This window comes from Microcoleus sp. BR0-C5, assembly GCF_036705045.1.
In the GTDB taxonomy this organism is placed as follows: Bacteria; Cyanobacteriota; Cyanobacteriia; order Cyanobacteriales; family Microcoleaceae; genus Microcoleus.
The window spans coordinates 1,784-22,100 of sequence record NZ_JAUBTR010000071.1 but is presented as its reverse complement, the minus strand read 5'-3'; the positions used below and the strand labels follow the sequence as shown (position 1 = coordinate 22,100).

The 20,317-nt window shown below is 47.5% G+C and carries 14 protein-coding genes; 11 read left to right on the top strand and 3 right to left on the bottom strand.

Features of this window, described 5'->3' with window-relative positions:
* Positions 1 to 342: 342 nt before the first annotated feature.
* Entirely contained in the window at positions 343 to 3,177 is a 2,835-nt protein-coding gene (locus tag QUB08_RS25550; protein WP_333228259.1) for a PAS domain S-box protein, read from the bottom strand.
* Positions 3,178 to 4,590: 1,413 nt separating this feature from the next.
* Between QUB08_RS25550 and QUB08_RS25545 the strand changes: the two genes are divergently transcribed.
* From QUB08_RS25545 to argH, 6 genes are all read left to right on the top strand, one after another.
* Positions 4,591 to 5,316, top strand: a complete 726-nt coding sequence (locus QUB08_RS25545) for a DUF502 domain-containing protein (protein ID WP_333228257.1) — start codon at positions 4,591 to 4,593, stop codon at positions 5,314 to 5,316.
* Between the two features lie 400 nt (positions 5,317 to 5,716).
* Positions 5,717 to 6,349, top strand: a complete 633-nt coding sequence (gene nusB, locus QUB08_RS25540) for a transcription antitermination factor NusB (RefSeq protein ID WP_333228255.1) — start codon at positions 5,717 to 5,719, stop codon at positions 6,347 to 6,349.
* 121 nt (positions 6,350 to 6,470) lie between these two features.
* Entirely contained in the window at positions 6,471 to 8,228 is a 1,758-nt protein-coding gene (gene ftsY, locus QUB08_RS25535) for a signal recognition particle-docking protein FtsY (RefSeq protein ID WP_333228253.1), read from the top strand.
* A gap of 730 nt (positions 8,229 to 8,958) precedes the next feature.
* The gene (locus QUB08_RS25530) at positions 8,959 to 10,446 is read left to right on the top strand and encodes a PP2C family protein-serine/threonine phosphatase (protein ID WP_333228251.1); all 1,488 of its coding nucleotides are present in this window, start codon (positions 8,959 to 8,961) and stop codon (positions 10,444 to 10,446) included.
* The gene (locus QUB08_RS25525; RefSeq protein ID WP_333228249.1) at positions 10,436 to 10,675 is read left to right on the top strand and encodes a hypothetical protein; all 240 of its coding nucleotides are present in this window, start codon (positions 10,436 to 10,438) and stop codon (positions 10,673 to 10,675) included. Before QUB08_RS25530 ends, QUB08_RS25525 begins: the two co-directional genes overlap by 11 nt.
* A gap of 288 nt (positions 10,676 to 10,963) precedes the next feature.
* The gene (gene argH / locus QUB08_RS25520; protein WP_333121535.1) at positions 10,964 to 12,349 is read left to right on the top strand and encodes an argininosuccinate lyase; all 1,386 of its coding nucleotides are present in this window, start codon (positions 10,964 to 10,966) and stop codon (positions 12,347 to 12,349) included.
* Positions 12,350 to 12,449: 100 nt separating this feature from the next.
* Here the strand turns inward: argH and QUB08_RS25515 are convergent, their stop codons facing one another.
* Complete coding sequence (locus QUB08_RS25515) at positions 12,450 to 12,641, bottom strand: hypothetical protein (RefSeq protein WP_190738786.1); 192 nt, start codon at positions 12,639 to 12,641, stop codon at positions 12,450 to 12,452.
* 465 nt (positions 12,642 to 13,106) lie between these two features.
* Here QUB08_RS25515 and bcp point away from each other — a divergent pair, with 465 nt between their 5' ends.
* The 3 genes from bcp to QUB08_RS25500 all read left to right on the top strand — a co-directional run bounded on the left by bcp (position 13,107) and on the right by QUB08_RS25500 (position 15,078).
* Entirely contained in the window at positions 13,107 to 13,580 is a 474-nt protein-coding gene (gene bcp, locus QUB08_RS25510; RefSeq protein WP_333228246.1) for a thioredoxin-dependent thiol peroxidase, read from the top strand.
* Positions 13,581 to 13,657: 77 nt separating this feature from the next.
* The gene (locus QUB08_RS25505; RefSeq protein ID WP_333228244.1) at positions 13,658 to 14,113 is read left to right on the top strand and encodes an NUDIX hydrolase; all 456 of its coding nucleotides are present in this window, start codon (positions 13,658 to 13,660) and stop codon (positions 14,111 to 14,113) included.
* Between the two features lie 158 nt (positions 14,114 to 14,271).
* A complete protein-coding gene (locus QUB08_RS25500) occupies positions 14,272 to 15,078 on the top strand; it encodes an alpha/beta hydrolase (protein WP_333228242.1) in 807 nt (268 codons plus the stop codon).
* 103 nt (positions 15,079 to 15,181) lie between these two features.
* Here QUB08_RS25500 and QUB08_RS25495 read toward each other — a convergent pair whose 3' ends face one another.
* Positions 15,182 to 16,093 carry a pantothenate kinase gene (locus QUB08_RS25495; RefSeq protein ID WP_333228240.1) on the bottom strand — a complete coding sequence of 304 codons (912 nt, stop codon included), beginning with the start codon at positions 16,091 to 16,093 and terminating at the stop codon, positions 15,182 to 15,184.
* A gap of 475 nt (positions 16,094 to 16,568) precedes the next feature.
* On the opposite strand from QUB08_RS25495, the gene QUB08_RS25490 reads away from it, so the two are divergent.
* Together QUB08_RS25490 and QUB08_RS25485 are read left to right on the top strand one after the other, a co-directional pair.
* Positions 16,569 to 18,677 (top strand): GAF domain-containing protein, encoded by a 2,109-nt coding sequence (locus tag QUB08_RS25490; RefSeq protein WP_333228237.1) that lies wholly within the window; start codon positions 16,569 to 16,571, stop codon positions 18,675 to 18,677.
* A 618-nt stretch (positions 18,678 to 19,295) separates the two neighbouring features.
* The coding region (locus tag QUB08_RS25485; RefSeq protein WP_333228235.1) for a Calx-beta domain-containing protein at positions 19,296 to 20,317 on the top strand (1,022 nt) is incomplete at its 3' end.

Below are 20,317 nucleotides of genomic sequence, written 5' to 3'. Positions count from 1 at the left end.
ACTACACACTGTGATCCAAATTAAATTTATAACTTTTGGGGCTTGACAAATTAGCTCTAAGTCTAAATAATACTAAAAAAAGTTTTTCGGCAGGATTAGGACTAAGGGCAAGTCTCGCAAATAAAGCTTAAATTTTAAGTATGTAGTGCCAGTTAGCCTTAGTCCTAAGAATTACTATCCGAGCGCTCGAATGCAAGAAAATTGATGTGTATAGCCATCCTCGCATCATTTGTGAATTTCTTACTCCCTCCCCTTGATAAGGGGAGGGTTGGGGTGGGGTAAAAAATTTACGACCCCTGCAAGGATTGCTGTAGTTACGACATCCGTCATCGCGGAGTCAATCTAAAATCTAACCTCTAAAATCTTTGAGCGCGCCGCCAAACTTGCCACCACCGCCACCAACTCAGCAGGCTCGATCGGCTTGGGCACGTAAATTTGAAAACCTTGCTGCAGTGCCCGTATCCGTTCCTCTACCCTACCAACCGCCGTGAAAGCCAACGCCGGAATTTCCCTGTCCACCATCCGCGATCGCACTTGCCGCAGCAAAGCCTCTCCATCAGGGGCCTGCATCTCGATATCGATCGCCAACACATTCGGATTCAGCCTTTCAATCGCCTCCAGGGCAGCCATTCCAGAGCTAGCAGTCTCCACCTGAGCTCCGCAATCTTCGAGCACTGTACAGGCAAAATCCAGGGAATCCGCGTCGAGATCGACCACCAAAACCCGCACTCCCGAAAGATTGCTGCTGACAAAAGACTCCTTTACAGGGGCTCGCTCCTTGCTTTGAGGAATCGCCCACTCACCGAGTCCAGCAACAGACAATCCGCCGTCGCAATGAAGCTGTTGAATTGGCAATTTCACTAAAAACCTCGATCCTTTTCCCTTCCCGGCAGATTCGGCTTGCACCGTCCCCCCGTGCATTTCCACAAAATGCCGCACTAGGGCCAAACCCAAACCCAATCCGTTGTACGATCGCCTTGTAGAGCTGTCAGCTTGGCTGAACCGATCGAAAACGTGGGGTAAAAACTCTTCTGAAATCCCTTGTCCCGTATCGCTAACCTCAATTTCCACACTAGCGGGCGACAATTTTTTACAGCAAGCGGATTCCTCGCGGGCAAAAGTCCTCTCCTTCTTTCGCACCTCCACCTTCACCTGTCCGCCATCGGGAGTAAACTTAATCGCATTCGACAGCAAATTCCACGCCACCTGCTGCAAGCGACCGGAATCGGCAAAAATCCGCCCGGTAGTTGGGTCGAAATCCGTCACAATTTCAATATTTTTGGCAGCAATCGCGGGCGCGAGAGTCTCGATCGCAGCCTCAACAGTCGAAATCACATCCACCCACCGCAAATTCAGCGACAGTTTCCCCGTAATAATCTGCGACACGTCCAGCAAATCCTCGATCAGAGTTGCCAGCGATCGTGTATTGCGGTCGATCGTTTCCAGAGCCCGAACAGTCGTTTTTTCGTCAAACTTGCGGTTTCGCAGCAGTTGTGCCCATCCCAGCATCGCATTCAGCGGCGTCCGCAATTCGTGGGACAAAGTTCCTAGAAACTCGTCTTTAATCCGGTTCGCCCGCGCCAATTCCTGGGCTCGATCGTGCAGTTCTCTTTCCAACTGCTTCCCAACCGTCAAATCGAGAATAAAAGCCACAGATTCTTGCCGCTTTTGCGCCAGCAAAACATATCCAATCAACACCGGAATCCGGCTGCCGTCTCTCCTCCAGAATTCCTTTTCGTAGGGAGTGCAAGCCCCCGTTGCTTGTGCCTCTGCCATCCCCTTCTTGTCGAGAGACTGGTACTCCGGCGGCGTGATCTCAATCCAGTTTAATTCCCCGCGCTGCAACTGTTCCCGCGTGTAGCCAACTATCCGCAAAAATTCATCGTTTGCCTCAACGATACCGCCGTTCACATCCCCAAAGATAATTCCTATCAAGTTAGCTTCGGCTAACATTCTCAGCTTTTCTTCGCTAGCTTGGAGTGCAGCTTCTGCTTGCTTGCGAGCGGTAACGTCTTGGATGTAAGCCGACAAACCAGAATCGGAAGGATAAAAACGCACCTTCAACCACTTATTCCATAACGGCACAAATTCTTCATACTCGATTGTTACCTTTTCTGCTAATGCTTGGGTAGCCATTTTGTAACACTGTAAATCGACCGCCCAGGGAAATATCTCCCAAACCTTTTTACCGATCAGTTCAGCTTGTGACTTGCCTAAAAGCTCAAGAGCTTTTAGGTTGACATAGGTATAGTTCCAATTTAAATCTACTGCGATAAAAGCATCGGTAATGCTTTCGAGAATGTTAGTAATTCGATAGTTTGCCAATTGCAGCGCTTTAGCTGTTTCTTCTGCTTGCTTGCGGGCTGCTTGTTCGCGGGACAAAGCGGCAGCGCGTTCTTGTTCTGCCTGTTTTCGATCGCTAATATCGATGTAAGAACCGATGTAACCTGCAAAAGTGCGATCGGGTCTGTACCGGGGTACGCCTGTACCCAAAACCCAGCGGTATTCCCCGTCATAGCGTCTCAGGCGGCATTCGAGCCGATACTCACTGCCAGCGTCGAAGGCTTTTTGGTAAATATCTAGACATTCTGGCAAGTCATCTGGGTGCAAGTTTTCCATCCAACCCGTACCCATTTCTTGCGCCAAAGTTCTACCGGTAAACTCCAGCCAAACTTTGTTAAAGTAATCGCCAAGTTGGTCAGTGTCCGACATCCAAATCATCACTGGCGCGGTATCGGCCATGATCCGAAATCGAGCTTCGCTTTCCTGCTGCTGTGCTTCGGCTTGCTTGCGATCGTTCCGTTCTTGAACTTCCCGCAGGGCCCGCTGAATCGACGGCACCAAGCGTATCAAACGGCGTTTGAGAACATAATCAGTAGCGCCACTTTTCAAAGTTTCGATCGCCACTTCCTCGCCCAAAGTAGCCGAAACAAAAATAAACGGAACTCCCGGACAATTAATGTGGGCGATTTCCAATGCAGCTATCCCGTTAAAACAAGGCAGCATATAATCTGCCAAAATAATGTCAAAACATTTTTTTTCCAGCGCCGTGGCAAAGTCTTCTCTAGTTTCCACACACACCAGAGAAAATTGGAGTCCGCCATCCATTAGATATGCCTCAATCAGTTCGGCATCTAGGGGACTGTCTTCTACTAAGAGGATATTGAGCGTTTTCACAAAAATTCCTTTTACTTAAATATTAATTACCGGTTTATACAAAATTTGATCGGGCTGCGGCTTTAAGTGAAGCCAAAAAAAGTCTGGGGTTTTGAATGGCATAAAAAATGTAAAATTTAATTGGTTTCATGAGTTGAGCATTCATATCTCAATCCTAACTTCTAATCAAGTCTCTTGCTTCTTGCGGCGGGGTGAATCCCCGCTCTGACTTGATTGGCTAGTACGCTTGTTTTTCCTTAACTTTCGTCGGTTTCCAAGGAATCAGCACCGCTGGAGTCTTGCTCCTATGCAGCAGTTTAGCTATACCCTGTTGAACAAATAGTTTCGCGCTTCTGGCTAGAAACAACTAGCTATGTAGTAATTTATCTCGCTTGCTACGAACTACTGCTACCTCGTTTGGCAGATTATTTTTTTTTGTAGTGATGCCCGAGTTAATTCTATATTACTTTGCCGCTCCTCTCAATCTCGAATTCGCTTGAATTCTGCCCTTATTTCCTGAATATTGATCGATCCTGTCAAAAAAAGTCAACGTTGCTGGTCTGTCTGCTTTATTTTTTGCCGGATTTGCCTACCATGCAAGTGTTGCATGGTAGGCAACTGTTGGCTTGTTTATCACAGTCGCCCCACAAAAAGCAATGTTACTTTAGTAGGAACTGGTTACACTTAATCTATCTAAAGATAGATTTTTGCAAACACACTGCACTCAACCTGCAGAGATTCCCCTGAAGTCGGTAAAACTCATATGTTGCACTATTTTCAAGAACAGGCAAGATGCCTGTTCCACAAAGAGTGAATTTGATTGTGGGATGAGCAGGAGAGCCCGTCCATAAAAAGCTTATGGAAAAGGGTGCAAGATATAAGTAAAACGAAGTGCCACCCCGCCGAAAATCTGAGAAAGCTCGATCGACCAATTAATTTCCGATACAAATCACAGAAAATTCGATCGGGACTCGCTACACTTCGACTCCCAGGCTGTCTCTGACCACGAATTTCTTGAGGATACCCACCACGTGATTTATCCGTGGAATCAATCCCAAATCGAAAATCTAAAATCCTCAAGAAAGAGCATTTATCCGTGGGGTCGCCTCTAAAATCTAAAATCTAAAATCTAAAATCTAAAATCGATTGACCGATCGGCTTATTGATTGAACCGACCCAAAATGTCTTAAAATATACAATACGGTAAGCTGCTGCACAGCCCGCATATATTAAAATCAAGCGCCAACTTGCAATAATTCTTTAAAATAAAGGTACAGCACCGGCGATCCCTAACTCTTCCCCCTCAGAAAGGGTAGGGTTGAGCAGAATTGAAGACGATCGTCTATGGTGACATCCAGTAAAGCCCGTGCAGTTGCTTTAGTCTCAGCTTTATTCAGGTTATTGGGAACCAGTTACGAGGAGATTTGACCCGCCGTGCTCCAACGCATCAAACAAGACTTAAAAAACGACCTGATCGCAGGACTATTGGTAGTGATACCCTTAGCTACCACCATCTGGCTGACAATTACCGTCGCCAGTTGGGTGATCAATTTTCTCACCAAAATTCCCAAGCAGATCAACCCTTTTGACGGACTCCACCCGATTTTGGTGAATCTGTTAAATCTTTTAGTAGGGCTGGCTGTACCCCTGCTGAGCATTTTAGTCATCGGCTTAATGGCCCGCAACATTTTCGGTAAGTGGCTGCTAGACTTTGGCGAACGGGTGTTGCAGGCAATTCCCCTAGCCGGTTCGGTTTACAAAACCCTCAAACAACTGCTGGGAACCATCCTCAAATCAAACGACAAATTTCGCCGCGTGGTGTTAGTGGAATATCCCCGCCGGGGAATCTGGACTTTAGCTTTTGTGACCGGTACGATCGAGAGTAACGATATCCCACCTCACCTTTCCGGTGAAACCCCCATCGGCATTTTCATCCCCACCACTCCGAACCCCACTACCGGATGGTACGCTATAGTGCCGGAAGCAGATTTAGTCAATTTGTCAATGTCGATCGAAGATGCCTTTAAAGTCATCATCTCCGGCGGCATCGTCAACCCCAACAACTCAATTGCAGTAACCCCCGAAAAAATCAAGGGCAAAACACTCGAACCCTTGGTATCCGAATCAAGATACCAGGCTGTCCCAGTCGAAGAAGATTGAACCAAGACATCTTTAGTGACCCTTCAGTTGACAGTTGACAGTTGACAGCAAGAGGGCGACCTCTACCTGGAAGGAAGAGGATTGGAGTAATGAATAGTCTTCTTTTAATTTCTCCCGATCAGGCTTTGGGCTTTAAACCAATTCTTTCTGCTAAGGCCGTGTAAACTTTCCCCATAGCAGATAATATTTCGACAAAACCAGCCCAAACCGAGAAAGCCTATACTCAGAAACCCGGTTTCGAGCATAAATCTTGGGTTTGACAGCGAAGTATCTGTAAACTACCCGCCACTGGCGAGTCAGACTGCTGGTTTTGTAACGCTTTTAGTCGAGTTTTCTGCTAAAGTTCAAGTCCGCGCGCGATCGAAAAACTTCCTAAATTCCCAATTCCTATCTAAAAATTATGAAAAAAGCCCGCGAAACAGCACGCGAACTCGCACTCCTCGGCATCAGCCAACTGCCGACGAATCCAGAACTCTTAGAAGCCAAGAAACTGCAAGATGTTCTCCTCGCCGCCATCCGCACCCTGACAACAGAAGTTCAAGAATCCCTAGAAGCAGCAGCATCCGAAGTGCAGCGGAGTAGCGACAAACTGCTTGCCAGCGAAATCCGTGCCGCCGATATACAAAGTGCTAGAACAATGGTGCGGGAAGCAGTGGAACTAACCCAAACCGCCATCAACCGTCTCGGTTCAGCAATGGAGTTTCCAGAACTGATCCAGCTAGCCAACCAGCAAGATGTCCGCACCTATGCTTTGCAAATCCTGACGAAAGTCAGCGCCAACCGTGTTCAAATTGATGAATTGCTCTCGGAAGCTCTTGTAGACTGGCAAATAGAACGGTTGCCCCGGATTGATCGAGATATCATGAGAATCGCGATCGCCGAAATGCTATATCTCGGCTTACCCGAACAAGTCAGCGTCAACGAAGCAGTCCAACTGGCAAAACGCTACAGCGGTGACGATGGACATCGCTTCATCAACGGAGTCCTCCGCCGAGTAGTCGATAAAATCAATGCAGAAGTTGTGAGTCAGTAGTCCTTAGTCAGTAGTCCTTAGTCAGCAGTCATTGGTCATTAGTGATTGGCAATCCGCAATCGGCTCTACACTAGGGACTGAGGACTAATGACTAATAACTATTCTCTATTCCCCATCAACTATGGTATTTAATTGGTTTCGTCGCCAGTACAGCGAAAATAAATCTTCTGAAACAGAGGCAACCCCCGAACAGCCGCCAGATGAGTCTGCAAAATCCGCACCGATTGAGCCTCAAACAGATGCAGCAGAGCAAGACTCTCCCGCTGTAGCCGAAGATTATCTCAATTGGGCAAAAGCTGCTTACAAAAATATTCAAAAACAGCAAAAACCCGAAACAGAAGTTTCCGAGATAGCCGCGCCCGATGTTCCAGTAGCCGAAGCAGAAATCGCGACAGTTGTAGAAGTTGCAGAACCGGCGACTATTGAAGCAATCGAGCCGATCGAACTTGAACCAGCACCCACAGCACCAACTGTTGCAGAAGTTCCAGAAGTTGCAGCACCAGCAACAGTTGAAGCAACCGAGGCGATAGAACTCGATGCAGCAGAGCCTGCAGAAATTGCAGAAACTCTGCAACCAACAGCCGGGGCGATCGACATTGCACCTATTGCTCAACAATTAGAAGTTACAGCAGAAAATATAGAAATTGCCGAACCTGCAACTGAGGTTGTAGAAACCGAATCACTCGCATCCGACGGCCAAACAGAGGAAGCCCTGCCGTTTTGGGCCAGAGCTCAGGCCGATCGCATGGAGCGCATCGAACGCCTCAAAGAAACCGCCATTGAAGAACCAGACGTAATTGCAGCCGCCGCCGAGAGAGCCGCAATTATCGAAGAAATTCCCGGTTTCGCCTTTGACGAAGGCTTCCTGTGGTCCTCAGAAATCTTAGCCAGTCAAGGTCGTCGCCCAGACCAAGTATCCGTTGAAGAAATCACTTGGCTGCAAAAACTGCGGAAAGGCTTAGAAAGAACTCGCCGCAGTTTAATTAATCGACTAAAGGCGATCGTTGGTCAAGGGCCACTCAATCAAGACGCAGTAGCCGAAATTGAGACTTTGCTCCTGCAAGCCGATGTCGGAGTCGCAGCCACCGACATCATTATCAGTCGCCTCCAAGAAAGACTCAAACAAGAAGTGCTGCCGCCAGAACAGGCTCTAGCCTACCTGAAAACCATCCTGCGCGACATTCTGGACGCTCCCTGTGCCGAAACCGCCGCCGGTAATCCCGCCTACAGCCTGACATTTGCCCCGGAAAAAGACACTTTTAACATCTGGTTAATCGTAGGAGTCAACGGTGCGGGCAAAACTACGACGATCGGCAAACTGGCCCATATTGCCCAAAAATCCGGCTACAAAACCCTGATTGCTGCCGCCGACACTTTCCGCGCTGCCGCCGTCGAACAGGTGAAAGTTTGGGGTTCCCGCAGTGGAGTCGAAATTATTGCCAACCCAGGGAAAAATACCGATCCGGCTGCTGTCGTGTTTGATGCGATCGCCGCCGCCAGCGCCCGCGGCACAGAACTCCTGATCGTAGACACCGCAGGCCGCCTGCAAAACAAAAAAAACCTGATGGACGAATTAAGTAAAATCCGTCGCATTGTAGATAAGAAAGCCCCAGGCGCTACCGTAGAATCTCTACTGGTCTTGGATGCCACACTGGGTCAAAATGGTTTGCGACAGGCAGAAGTGTTCGCAGACTCGGCAAAATTAAGCGGAGTAGTATTGACAAAACTCGACGGTTCTGCTAAAGGTGGTGTTGCCCTAGCAGTAGTGCAGCAGCTTGGTCTGCCAATCCGGTTTATTGGAGTCGGGGAAAGCATCGAAGACTTGCGTCCGTTTTCTAGTTACGAATTTGTGGAAGCCCTACTCGATTTTAGATTTTAGATTTTAGATTTTAGATTGATCAGGTATCTGTGGTCGTCCCGATTTTTGGAGGCGGATACAGAGGTTCAAAATCTCAAATCCTTAACCTCAAACTACCATCGCAGGACTTGCGCCACCACGGGCGGCGAGTGAAAACTAAATACCTAGAAACAATACCTTCCCCCTGTTCTTGCTGGGTTGGGTTCAAAGCGCCAGTAGTGTGTCAAATTAAGCTCAAATTTAGTATCAGTCTGCTGTCTGATTGCACATTCTTCCTGATCCCCCTGGCCCTGGAGGGCTGTTTCATTCTCTTGTAGGGGCTGCCCCCCGTGGCTGCCCTGATATCTGAAAGCCCGACTCGTTTATGGGCTGGGCGGGCACAGGGGCACCGCCCCTACAAAACCTTGGTTTTCCGTGGGGCAATCCCCCCGTGGTTGCCCCGAAACAGCCCTGCCTAGCCCTCCCCTTAAGAAGGGCGACAGCAAATGGTTAAAGTCCCCCTTCTTAAGAAAAGCCACTGCCGTCTTGGGGCCCCCAAGTAAAGCAAGCGACGTGGATTTAGGGGATCTAGACTCAGCGATAAACGAGATTGCTGAAGAATTTCAGACTTAAGTTGATACCAATCTCCGAGTACCGAACCTACTGGCTCAAACCAAACTACTTGTTCTAAAAAAAAGGGGTTTCTGTTGAAGTGGCCCCTAAGTCCTCAATCATTCCTCCTCCGTCTAAGATCGAAAATCAAAAATTTAAAATGACTGCTGTGCCTTTGCATCGCCCCTCACCTCAACCTGCTGACCGCCCTTCGGGTCGCAATTCCACCGACGCGACGCCAGTATTTGCCCTCAAAGAACTGGTGGCGCGTTTGCACCGATATCAGCACAACGTTCAAGATATGTTGGGTTCGCTGGGATTTGCCCTGCGAAGTTTTAACAATCTCAACCAATTTTTGGAGTTGGTTCCTTTGGTGGCGACTCGCGTTACGGACGCCGACGGGGGAGCTCTAGTGCTGTTCAAACCCAACGGTCAAGTCAGGTTCCAGCAGTTGCATTGTCAGGAAGGACGGCAATGCCAAGATATGCGAAAAGCGCTGGAAATAGCCACCAGGCAAGCTACAGCAGGTGCGGGTGCTACTGCTGGATCGTTTTCGGAAACCTCTGGGCAAACTTCTAGTCTAGACTTGCAAGTCGGTCGTTATTTGGGCCCGGATGTTCATTTGTTTGGGGCGCCAATTTTAGTCAACAATTTGGAACGCGGACGGCTTTATGTTTTTAGCAGTGATCCGCAATATCTCTGGACTCCCAGCAGACAGAAATTAGTTCGGTTGGTGGCGGATCAAACCGCCGTGGCTATTTGCAAAGACGAACTTACTGTTAAGTTGGCGGAAAAAGACCGCTTAGACAGAGAGTTAGAAATCGGGGCGGAAATTCAATTGCGGCTGCAACCCCGCAGTTGTCCCAAAATTCCCGGTGTTGATGTGGCCGCCCGCTGCCAAACTGCTAGCAGAGTCGGCGGAGATTATTATGATTTTATTCCCGCTGACTATGACCCGATCGGCAAGGAGAATGAGGGGGAACACCCCCCATCCCTAATTAAAAATCTCAAGTCCAAAATCGACAAGGGCCGCTGGAGTATTGTGATCGGCGACGTGATGGGCAAAGGAGTACCGGCGGGCCTGTTGATGACGATGACACGGGGTATGCTGCGGGCGGAGGTTTTGAACCGCCACTCGCCGTCGAGAATTTTGCAACATTTAAACCGGGTTATGCACGCGGATTTGGAAAATTCCCACCGTTTTGTGACTCTGTTTTATTCGGAGTATGATCCGAAAACTCGCGTTTTGTCTTACAGCAATGCTGCTCACCACCCGCCTTTGCTGTGGCAAGCTGCTACTAATTCGATTCTTCAGCTTGATACTTTGGAGGGAATGTTAATTGGCCTGGATGCTGATTCGCATTACCAAGAAGCAAGCGTGCAATTGCAGCCAGGAGATACTATTATTTATTACACAGACGGATTTACCGATGCTTCTAATCAAAGGGGCGATCGCTTTGATGAGGATAACTTGACCTCGGCTTTTCAGTGGGCCTGTCAAAATTATCAGCAGTCTGAAGAAATTTTGGATTATTTGTTCGATCGCGTACACCAGTTTATCGGCATCGGCAATCGTAACGAAGATGACATGACACTGGTTGTACTGAGGGTAACACCTTTAGCAGGAGAAAATCACCATGATAGTTAATTTAATGCCGGAAATTACTGCTGGATTAACCAGTTCCATTACTTGGAACAATGTCGCTCATGTGGTAGTTTTGAAATCTCATTTGAGTTCGACGGTGGTTTTGGCTCAAAGTTACGAAATTTTTACGAATTTCCAGAAAGCTTGGAACAATTTTGTTTCGACTGGTCAAATAGGAGCTTTTTTTATAGGTATTTTTGTTGGCTGGTTCTTTAAAGGGATTTTTCGTTAGAGTTATTGTCGCCGAAGGTATCTGGAACGGATTTAAAAGGTTTGTAGCCCAAAGTTCACTTCTTTCTGATGCAGCAAAAGTTTCACAATTTTGTAGTCCAGACTTCAGTTTTTTCGGTTCAAAAGATGTATAAAAACTTTGTAGTCAGGACTTGAGTTTTTTATTGCCTAATTGGGAATGGAGGACTCAAGTCCTGACTACAAACCGGAGGAAGGACTTTAGTCTTTGCTAAAAATCGGTTTTTATAGACTTCTGCAAGAGAGATATAATCTAGTTTTAGCTTGAGCAATGACAACACAACAAAAAACTTGGAGTCAAAGATTTGAATCGGCGCTGCACCCGGCGATCGCCCGATTCAATGCTAGTATTGGCTTCGATATTGAATTGATTGAGTATGACTTGACGGGTTCTGTCGCTCACGCTAAAATGCTGGCCAAAACGGGGATTATTTCCGCAGCAGAAGGCGAACAGTTAGTCAATGGTTTGGAACAGATCCGCCGCGAATACCGCCAAGGACTTTTTGTTCCGGGAGTTGATGCAGAAGACGTTCACTTCGCTGTAGAGAAACGGCTGACGGATATTGTGGGGGATGCGGGGAAAAAGTTGCACACGGCCCGATCACGCAACGATCAAGCCGGCACTGATACTCGCTTGTATTTGCGCGATCGCATTGCCGAAATTCGTGAGCAATTGCGCGAATTTCAAGGGGTTTTGCTCGATATTGCCGATCGTAACGTGGAAACTTTAATTCCCGGTTACACTCATTTGCAGCGCGCTCAGCCGATCAGTTTGGCTCATTACCTGTTAGCTTATTTTGAAATGACCGATCGCGATTGGGAACGCCTCGGCGATATCTCCAAGCGGGTGAATATTTCGCCTTTGGGTTGTGGCGCGCTGGCGGGGACGACTTTCCCGATCGACCGACATTATACGGCAGAACTATTGCAATTTGACAAGGTTTATGCTAACAGCTTAGATGGAGTGAGCGATCGAGATTTTGCGATCGAATTTCTCGCTGCAGCCAGCTTGATTATGGTACACCTGAGCCGCTTGTCAGAAGAAATGATTTTGTGGTCTTCTCACGAATTTGGATTTATTACGCTCAAAGATAGCTGCGCTACGGGTTCTAGCATCATGCCCCAGAAAAAAAATCCCGACGTGCCGGAGTTGGTGCGGGGCAAAGCGGGGCGGGTGTTCGGTAACTTGCAAGCCTTGTTGGTAGTAGTGAAGGGACTTCCTTTGGCCTACAACAAAGATTTACAAGAAGATAAAGAGGCTTTGTTTGATACCGTAAGAACGGTACAGGGTTGCTTGGAAGCAATGACCATTTTGTTGCGCGAAGGCATCGAGTTTAATGGCGATCGCCTCGCTGCTGCTGTTACGGAAGACTTTTCTAATGCTACAGACGTAGCCGACTACTTGGCCGCCAAAGGCGTTCCCTTCCGGGAAGCTTACAACCTTGTCGGCAAAGTCGTCAAAACTTGCCTTTCGGGGGGCAAACTCCTCAAAGATTTGACACTTGAGGAGTGGAAAGACTTGCACCCAGCCTTTGAGACAGACATTTACAGCGCGATCGCACCTCAGCAAGTGGTGGCGGCTCGCAATAGTTACGGGGGTACCGGGTTTGAACAAGTGAGAAAATCACTTATCGCTGCGCGCGATCGAATCGCCTAAACATCGTTGAATTATTGGGCAAATTCCGGCTGGCTATCTCTACGAAAGAACGATCGTGTTTTCCACTCTGGTTCTAAATTCGGCAGATAGCCTGACTCAATTAATCTTCAGCAGCAGCCATGTCTTTGTCTCTGCCGCCGCCGCTCATGGCGCCCATGCCACCGCCGTTGCCGCCGTCAAATCGTCTTCTCTTGTTGGAGAACATATCTTGATTTCTCCGCTTGCGAAACTTGCGAGCGTATGCTTGATTTCGTTGTGCCTTCTCTTTCTTGAGATTGCGGCGCTTAGCCATTCTGACCTCACTAATAAACATTGACAGTCCCCGGGCTTTCACGCCCCGGGATTCTTAAGTTTGACACTCTGTGCACTCTTGGTGACTGAGATTCTTGGTTCAGCGAAGTCACTTACTGGCGACAGGATTTCTCCCGCCCAAGTATAGGTGTCTTCTCCCCAAGCGTAAATTCCGGTATGCCCTACCGTACTCGATCAGTTCTCTTTATGTAGTTAGGTTTTCTTCAAATTTAGCTTTCCTAAACCGCAACACCGTTAGGTGTGACTACGCACTCAACTAATCCAGTTAAGTTTTTACGTTGGCTAGTTATACTCAATTTTAGACCGATGACGATCATAGCACACACGGTACAAGACCCAGAAAAAAGAACACCGGGATTCAAGTCGCTGGGAATGCGGGCCCGATGGGAGGCAAGGTTTTCGCTCTTGCCGAATATTTCTATAAACTCTTGACAAAATACGACACATGACGATTTATCCCGGTGACATAGCTCCTGTCTTCAGCCTGCCCGACGCGCAAGGCAATGTCGTCAGCCTTGCCGATTTTCGAGGGCGGCGAGTTGTACTTTACTTTTATCCTCGGGACAATACCCCAGGCTGTACTAAAGAAGCTTGCGGCTTTCGCGATATTTACTTAGACTACCAGTCGCGCAATATAGCAGTCCTCGGTGTCAGTACAGACGGGGCCGGGGCCCACGCCAAGTTTGCAGCTAAATATCAACTGCCTTTTCCCTTGCTGTGCGACTCAAACGCCGAAGTTGCTACCGTCTACGGCTGTTACGGACTAAAAAAATTTATGGGAAAAGAATTTATGGGCATTACTCGATCGACCTTCGCGATCGACCCTGATGGTAGGATTGAAAAGGTTTACCGCAAAGTCAAACCAGAATCTCACGCAGCGGAGATATTAGCAGATTTGCCAGACCTCTGGCCTGAATGAAAAATTAAAAATTAAGACTCCGGAGCTGCAAGCTAGGAGGCCTGAAATTACTATCTCCTAAACAAGCTTTTGAGTTTATGCGTCGATTGTGGCAAATTGTACAAACTGTGCTGGGACTGATTTTTCGACATCCCGTCACTGGTACTGCGGTGATTCCCGTATTGCCTGACGGGCGAATTGTGTTAATTCGCCGCCGCGACAACGGTCGCTGGGCACTGCCGGGAGGTATGGTGGATTGGGGAGAGGATATTCCGACGACAGTGCGCCGGGAATTAGCGGAGGAAACAGGACTCGATTTGGTCAAAATCCGTCGCTTGGTGGGTGTTTATTCGGCTGCCGATAGAGACCCTCGCCTGCACTCGATTTGTATCGTGGTGGCAGCAGAGGTAGAGGGAAAGATGCAAGTTCAGGATACCCTTGAAGTCAGCGAGGTTGAGGCTTTTTTGCCCGCATCGCTGCCGGAGGGCGCGCTCAGCCACGATAACGACCAACACTTACAGGACTATTTTCAAGGCCTGACAACTGTGGCGTAAATCGGCGGGGCATCCCAATTTGAGAAAAGTCGGAAATTACCTCGCGGTCAAAAATTGTCTGTTATGAATGTGGAATTAATTTTCACTGTTTTCCTACTTTTATTCACAAGCTCTGAACATTAAATTAATCATCTTTTTATTACTAAATATTTAACCGGATGTACTCACCGCTACGAAATTCTCGGGTCAAACTCTCTGTAGGGCAAATCTTTTGGCACGAAGTCGGTCAAGGCCCGAATTTAGTATTTTTGCACGGTTCTTGGCACGACAGCAGTCAGTGGCTGAGGACGATCGAACATTTGAGCCCCTTCTACCACTGCTTCGCACCGGATTTGCTGGGGTTTGGCGACTCGGAACGCCGGAATCTGCATTATTCGATCGACTTGGAAGTAGAATGTCTCGCCCAATACATCGATACTTTGAAGTTGCGACAGGTTTATTTAATCGCTCACTCTCTGGGCGGCTGGGTGGCCACCAGCTACGCTATCAAATATCCCGATCGAGTTCAGGGTTTGGTGTTGTTGGCCCCAGAAGGTGTCAAGGTTGGCAACCGGCGGGGGCGGTGGCAGACGGCTAGCTGGCTAATGGGCCAACCTCCGCTGGCTTTGTGGTTGCTGCGCTCGATCTATCCAATTGCTAAGTTGCTGGGTAGCCAAAAAAAGATTGACGGATTGCTAAAGTTCAGACAGCAGTTGATGCAGTCCCCTGTTGCCGTGCAGTTGCTGTTCGGGCGGCGGCGGGCGGAAATTACAGCGGAATTAGTCGAGGAGAATTTGCCTTTGCTGAAAGCGCCTGTTTTGCTGTTGCACGGTTCTGAAGATACTCCTGCAGCTTCGTCTCTGTGTCAATCCTATGCTGCTCTGGCTCCTAATGCCGAACTGCAATTGGTCAGTCCGGGGGAAAGCAATTTGCCGCAGGAAGCCCCGGATGTTGTTGCTAAGTATATTCGCGAGTTTGCTAGGTGAATTGGTCATTGGTCATTGGTCATTGGTCATTGGTCATTGGTCATTGGTCATTGGTCATTGGTCATTGATAAAATGACAACAGTTAACAGTCAACAGTCAACAGTCAACAGTTAACAGTTAACAGGCTAATTCCCCAAAAAATAGCATCTGCTGCGTCAATTAAGCCTGCGGCTGTATCAGGAAAGGCTGCGGTGAGGTATTTTAAAAGCATAGTGCGATCGCCCCCCGTGACCGCAATTTTGCTATCAGGAAACAAACATCGCCAATCTTCAATAAAATCCCTAACTCCTGCCACCGTCGCATACACAACTCCGCTTTGAATTGCCCCAGCAGTGTCTGTCGCCCAGCGGTGCGGCAGATTTTGTGGTAGGCTAATTAAAGGTAATGCAGCAGTTTTTTTACCTAACGACGATAACTGCAAACCCAAACCTGGTAAAATTGCGCCCCCAACTAAATACCTATTGACATCAGCCCCAGTAAATGTTAAAGCTGTACCAGCATCTATAAGTAAAACTGGCCAACCAAATTGGTTGCCAGCGCCCAGTAAAGCCAAAGCTCTGTCAATTCCCAGGGTAGGATAGAGTCCCCCGATCGGCAACTGGTCTAAAGTAATAATTCGGATATCAGGATAACTCTGCCAAATTGCTGTTTGCTGGGTAACTACTGAAGCCAAAATTAGAGGCAGTTGCACGAAAGAAAGTGTGTGAGGATTAGAAAAAGCGGGAGTAGCAGGAAGACAAAGGAGATTTTGAGCAGATATTTCCTCGATCGACCTCCTTACTGTTTGCACCAAATATTCTGCCTTTTCCTGCTCCGAGAGCGAGGAAACAGTATCAGCATTGAGATGCTCTGTATCCCATGTTTTCTTCAGAGTTTTGCCCGCAAATAATCCCCAGTGCAGTCGGGAGTTGCCGATCGCCAAAGCTATTTTAATCTGGGCTTTACCTGTCCATCCAGAAGTAATGTTGTCGGTGCTTGCTGGCGAACGAAAATTGTCGGGAATTGAATTTTCCATGTTGACCTAGCCGGCGCAAACATTGAACTAAAGATAGATTTTAGATTAATTTTATTCGCTTAAACGGGCGGTTAACTCTATTTGACATCTGAGCTAAAGCATCCAGGATACCCGCCACGTGATTCATTCCGAAAGCAGACTCAGTACCCAGAAATAAAAAACCTGCATCCGATAAAGGCGGCCCCGAATTTATCTCGCGCAAGTCAATGCTTCAATTCTTTAATCTAAAATCTCAAATCTAACATCGATTGACCAAGTTCCATGCCACGCGCCAAATAGTATTGTCGGCTGCAGAGGGCAGAGTTGCTAAATATAAATATTTGTAAAGCAAATAATTGCTTTGCTCAGGCAGCATCCTTTATAATGTCTTAAGATATTCCAAAAGTCCTGGTAGCTGCGATGGGGCTGTTGGCGGGGTAAGCACAGGTTTATAAAACCAGACTCAATCAAAATACTGTACAACTGCTGAGTAAATATGTCTTTACAAATACAAGAACACGAAAACCCCTGGCACAGAGTAACTTCGCGGTTGCCTGAATCTGAAAACTGGATGCAGCAAGAAAGTCTTTCGCTGCCGGAAGTAGACCAACAAAAAGCCATAATTGTGCAGATGCAGCAGCAAGTTCAGTTATCAAACTTGCTGAACCAAATTAATAACGAAATTCGCAGTACACTTGACATAGAAGAAATTTTGACATCGGCCTGCAGATTGCTCGGGCAAGCATTACAGTGCAGCCGCGTGAGCATTTTAGTCAAAGAATCAAATACAGAAAAAACTTTAGTTACGCGCGGAGAGTACAACGCGGGGGACTATCCGATTCAACTGGGAATGAAAGTACCGATGAGTGACAACCCGCATTTGGCTGCCGTCGTGTCTCAGCAAGAGTCCCTAGCATTGACGAAGTTTCTCGATTTTCCGGGATTGAACCCACAAACCCGAAACATTGCCGAAGCTTTGGAGATTAAGTCAATGCTGGCAGTAGCTACTCGCTATCAAGGTGAAGTGAATGGCATAATTGGCTTGCATCAGTGCGATCGCGAACGGGAATGGACTGATTGGGAAAGGCAGCTTTTAGAAGGGGTAGGATCGCAATTGGCGATCGCGATCAATCAAGCGAAACTCTATAGCAAAACCAGGCGCCAAGCCGAACGAGAATCGCTGCTACGGCTGATCGGCAACCAAATTCGCAGTACCCTGGATCTGGGAACTATCCTGGAAACAGCGGTGAGGGAAGTCCGCCAACTGTTGCAGTGCGATCGAGTAATTATCTATCAGTTTCAAGACAACTGGCAAGGAAAAGTTGTTGTTGAAAACATGACTGTTCCTTGGCCTTCAATTTTAGGAGATATGGGCGCTGATAAGTGTTTCCGGGGAGATTACGCCGATCTTTACCAGCAAGGGCGAGTCAAAGCAATTAATGATATTTTTAATGCTGGTTTAGAGCCTTGTCATGTCGATTTCTTAGATAGTTTGCAGGTAAAAGCTAATCTGATTGTGCCGATAGTTACATCCAGAACTGAAGAAAATACCTCCGACACAGCCGGAAGCTATAATCCTAAATTTCCCGGTAGGCTGTGGGGTTTGCTGATTGCTCACGAGTGCGGGGATACCCGCAATTGGCAGCGGCAAGAGATGGAGTTGCTATCCCAAATAGCCAACCAAATGGCGATCGCCATTCAGCAAGCAGAACTTTACAGCCAAGTCCAAGATGCTGCGGTAAAATCTCAAGCTCAAACCCAGCAGTTGCAGGCTGCGTTAGAAGAATTGCGATCGACACAGCAGCAATTGATTCAAAGCGAAAAAATGTCAGGTTTGGGGCAAATGGTAGCGGGAATTGCTCATGAAATTAACAACGCCAACAATTTCATCCACGCTAACTTGTTTCACGCTCAAGAATATTTTAAAGCCTTGAACGAAGCTCTAGAAGTGGCTGGAAATGCCTGCCCGGAAGCAGCGGCAGCAATTGTCAGAATCAATGAAGAACTAGAACTCGATTACATTCGAGAAGATTTTGGTAAACTGCTCAATTCAATGCGGGAAGGAAGCGGGAGGATTCGCTCGATCGTGATGACGCTGCGAAATTTTTCTCGTTTAGACCACGCTGAATTAAAACCAGTAGATTTGAATGAAGGTTTAGAAAGCAGTTTCTTGATGCTGCAAAATAAGCTAAAAACCCATATCAAAATAGACAAGCAATACGGCAGTTTGCCGCCCGTCCAATGTCATGCCAGTCAAATTAACCAAGTATTTTATAATTTGATTGACAATGCCTTAGACGCGCTTCAGTCAACGAGCAAACCCGGGGAATTAACTATCCGCAGTTGGCAAAGCGAACCGGACTGGGTAACAATCTCTGTCCGCGACACGGGAAGTGGCATTCCTGCAGAAATTCAAGACAAGATTTTTGACCCATTTTTTACTACTAAACCTGTGGGTAAAGGCACTGGTTTGGGACTTTCAGTGTGCTATCAGGTAATTGTCCAAGCTCACGGCGGCAAGATCCGTTGCGTCAGTCAGGTTGGCGAAGGAAGTGAGTTTATTGTAGAGTTGCCGCTGGCAAATCAGAGGAGGGTAAGTGCATAATTCCTGCTTTAGTCAGATTAACCCTGTTTTGTCACTCTGGCAGTAGTATAGAACCCATTTGACATCTTGAGGGCGATCGTCAATCACATTACGGATCGGCAATAAATTTGTTTTTTTGCCATCGCATTTTTAATGGAATCAGATTTAAATTACGTCCGAACCTCAATTTTCCGAAATTCCCAACAGGGTTATGCTGAGACATATAAAATTCTAAGTATTTTTACTCATAATTGTCTCTTCGGATTCACTTGTGCCCGCTGAATCAGTGAAAGCTGCCTCTTGGGGATCGAGATCGGGAATTTACGCTGTCCTTTACAGGCGTGGAAAACCCGCTTTTTCTAGGGCTGAAAAAAAGATCGCAAATTTTCCGGATAAAACTTATTGATGATGAAAGTTAAACATATCTATGTAAATAACTGTAAGTAGGTGTAATTATTTACACTTAACATTTGATCGGGGCAATAATACCTTCAGATGCTTATTGGGCAAGCATTTTTACTTGATTGACTTGTACGTATGAGGAAATTTTTCTTGCAGTGACCGATCGCTACAAGAAAGCCCAACCTCTGCTTTTGAGTCACTTCTAATCCTTAATTACTCATCATTAACACAGAAGCTATGGCTACTTCATTCACTGGTTCTTTGGGTACAACCACTAATTACAGCAGCATCAGCGACCTGATCGCAAAATGGCCGAATGCCGCCCAGAATCAAGGCATCCAACTGTCTGGGATAGCTTTTGATGGCGTGGAAACGAACTACACTAACCCTACTGCCATCAGCAACCTCACCTTAGCAACGAACGAAAACCCTAAAAGCTGGTTGAGCTACGGCGGTCCCGGTGGTATTGGTGTCGCATCTGATTATCCTGGTTGGTTCACCGATGTCAATAAACTTCGGGCGGAAATCAACTATGACCCCAACACCAATAAATCTCAGGTGCTGAAGGTGAAATGGGCAGATAACAAAGACATTACTAGCGCCACGATCGGCCTGAGTGGATTACTTCCCAAATCAAGTTCTACTACAGTGAACGATCAAGGTAATGAAGTTGGTTTGCTGCAACTCTTTAATAATGGGGCGCCGGTATCGGCCAGCAATTTTACGATCACTCGCGTCAACGCTCCGAGCACTCCAAAACCGATCGGTGTGTCTTCAGATGGAGTGACTTTCATTGGCGATAGTGCCGATGGCAATTTCACATTCCAGATACAAGCAAATTCCACTAGCGTTGCTTTTGACGAATTACGGTTCTCCGCCAAAGACTACGATAGCCCCACCGCTGCCTACGCCACTACCACCTCCGTCAAAAGCGATAGTTCCGACTACCTAGTGCGGAGTATTCAATATCAAGGCCTTGATGTGACGCCGACGCCGACGCCGACGCCGACGCCGACGCCGACGCCGACGTCTCCAAGTCTCTTCGAGTTCGCCCAACCAAATTACACGGTGGCTGAAGGCAACCCGGTTACGATTAACGTTACTCGCACCGGTGGCACGGCGGCTGCATCGATTAACTACGCTACTGTTGACGGTTCGGCAAGTTCAGCAGGCACAGCAGCGGATTACACTACGGCGGCGGGGGTGTTGAATTTTGCTGCGGGGGAAACAACCGCTAGTTTCACCGTGACGGCTTTGAG